The organism is Streptomyces sp. NPDC051940 (assembly GCF_040680895.1).
GTDB lineage: Bacteria > Actinomycetota > Actinomycetes > Streptomycetales > Streptomycetaceae > Streptomyces.
On record NZ_JBFAXR010000274.1, the window covers coordinates 1 to 2,444 of the forward strand.

The window sequence follows — 2,444 nt, forward strand, 5'->3', positions numbered from 1 at the left end:
GGCTCGCCGGCTGGCACCCGCCGGTGCGCCGCCCCCGCCCCCCCCCCCACCCCCGGGCGGCCCGCCGCCGGGCCCCCCCCCCCGCGCCCGCTGTCAGCCGATCGGCACCGGGTCCGCGTCCGGGACGCCGGCCCGGACCGTGCGGATGAGCTCGGTCACCGTACGGGCCATGGCCTCGCGCCCCACCGACAGATAGCGGCGCGAGTCGACGGCGTCCGGGTTCGCCGTCAGATAGGCGCGGATGGCCTGCGTCATCGCGATGTTCAGCGCCGTGCCGACGTTGACCTTGGCGATGCCGCCGCGCACCGCCGCGGCCAGCTCGTCGTCCGGGACGCCGGACGAACCGTGCAGCACGAGGGGTACGTCGAGGGTGCCCGACAGCCGTGCCAGCAGGTCGTGGTCGAGGACCGCGTCGCGGGTCGTCATGGCATGCGAGCTGCCGATGGCGACCGCCAGGGCGTCCACGCCGGAGTCCCGGACGTAGCCGAGGGCCTCCAGCGGCCGGGTCCGCGCACCCGGTGCGTGCGCGTCGAGCGGCGGCTCGCCCTTCTTCCCGCCGACCTGGCCCAGCTCGGCCTCCACCCACAGCCCGTGCGCGTGCCCCCACTCGGCCGCGGCCTTGGTCGCCGCGAGGTTACGGGCGTAGGTCAGCCGCGCCGCGTCGTACATCACGGAGCTGAAGCCCGCGTCCGCCGCCTGGCGCAGCAGTTCGTCGCTCTGCACATGGTCCAGGTGCAGGGCGACGGGTACGGCGGCCAGCTCGGCGGACGCGCGGGCCGCCTGGGCCAGCGGCATCAGCCGGCCGTACCGGAACTTCACCGCGTTCTCGCTGATCTGCAGGATCACGGGGGACCGCGCGGCCTCCGCGCCGGTGATCACGGCCTCGATGTGCTCGAGCGTGATGACGTTGAAGGCGGCCACGGCGCTCTTCGCCTGCGCCGCGGCGGCGACCAGGTCGCCGGTCTGTGCGAGGGGCATGGGTGGTCTCCGAGCCGGTCAGGAATGGGTGAGGATGACCGAGCGGGTCAGGTGTCTCGGCTGGTCGGGGTCGAGCCCGCGGGCGGCGGCTACGGCGACCGCGAGCCGCTGGGCGCGGACGAGCTCGGCGAGGGGGTCCAGGCTGCCGGCCACCCACAGCGCGCCGGTGCCCCGGACCTGCTCGGCGAGGCCGTCGGGCGCCTGGCCGAACATCCAGGTGGCGGTGCCGGCGGTGGTCACGCTGATGGGGCCGTGGCGGTACTCCATGGCGGGGTAGGCCTCGGTCCAGGACAGCGAGGCCTCACGCATCTTGAGGGCGGCCTCGTTGGCGAGCCCGACGGTCCAGCCGCGGCCGAGGAAGGTGAACTGACCGCACTCCACGAGCCCTTCGGGCAGCGGCTCGGCGAGGGCGCGCTCGGCGTCGCGGACGACGCTGTCGCTGTGCAGGCCGAGGTGGGCGCGGAGCAGCGTCAGGGCGGTGGTGGCGAAGCGGGTCTGGACGACGGAGCGCTCGTCGGCGAAGTCCAGCACGAGGACGTCGTCCGCAGCGGTCATGACCGGGGTCTCGGGGTCGGCGGTGATGGCGGTGGTGGGTATCTCGCCGCGCAGCCGCGCGAGCAGCTCCAGCACCTCGGTGGTGGTGCCGGACCGGGTCAGGGCGATGACGCGGTCGTAGCGCCGCCCGAAGGGGAACTCGGAAGCGGCGAAGGCGTCGGTCTCGCCGTGCCCCGCGCCCTCACGGAGGGCGGCGTACGCCTGGGCCATGAACAGCGAGGTCCCGCAGCCTACGACCGCCACGCGGTGCCCCTGGGCGGGGAGCCCGGGGGCGTCTTGCGCGGCGGACGCTGCGCGGGTCCAGCACGTGGGCTGGGACGCCAGTTCGTCTTCGACGTGGGTCATGCGTTTCCCCTCTTAGTGATGCAGTTTCCTGCACATTACCTTGCGCTTTCGCGCACCTTCAAGCATTCTGCGGGGCCAACTTCGGTGCGCTGGGGTCCGTGGGCCTATGGGTCCGGTGCCGGTCGCGCTGCATGCGTCCGGTCGCGCTTGCGCCTGCGGCGCGATTCGGCGCTTCGCGCCTCAGTCCTCAAACGCCGGACGGGCTGGGGGTGCGGTTACGTCGGCTGACGCGTTTCGGGCTTCGCCCGAAGTCCTCAAACGCCGGACGGGCTGGAGGTGCGGTTGCGTCGGCTGACGCGTTTCGGGCTTCGCCCGAAGTCCTCAAACGCCGGACGGGCTGGGAAGGGAGCCGGTCACGATGGAAGGGGTGGAAGGGGACGGGCAGGCTGGATGAGTGGTGGTCGGGCTGGCAAGGGGTGGCTTCGCCGGTACAGCGCAGCGGAGCCGGTTCACCTGCGCCGGTCCGCCGGAGGTATCCCTCGGCGGAGCGCCAGCGGAGCCGATCGCTTCGCATCCGGCGGTCGAACTGGGTGAGCCGCGGGCGCACCAGATGGCCCCGGGCCAGG

General features: G+C 73.7%; 2 protein-coding genes. Both read right to left on the reverse strand.

All coding sequences use genetic code 11. The annotated features are described in order from the left end of the window. Positions 1–93 precede the first annotated feature (93 nt). On the reverse strand, positions 94–978 hold the full coding sequence (locus AB0M28_RS40340) for a class II fructose-bisphosphate aldolase (RefSeq protein ID WP_365415804.1): 885 nt from the start codon (positions 976–978) through the stop codon (positions 94–96). An 18-nt stretch (positions 979–996) separates the two neighbouring features. Then, a complete protein-coding gene (locus tag AB0M28_RS40345; protein ID WP_365415806.1) occupies positions 997–1,878 on the reverse strand; it encodes a sugar isomerase in 882 nt (293 codons plus the stop codon). Positions 1,879–2,444: the final 566 nt, after the last annotated feature.

What these genes read in the sequence shown, in the direction of transcription:
- AB0M28_RS40340 (WP_365415804.1), bottom strand. Translation starts at nt 978, where the DNA reads ATGCCCCTCGCACAGACCGGCGACCTGGTCGCCGCCGCGGCGCAGGCG.
- AB0M28_RS40345 (WP_365415806.1), bottom strand. Translation starts at nt 1,878, where the DNA reads ATGACCCACGTCGAAGACGAACTGGCGTCCCAGCCCACGTGCTGGACC.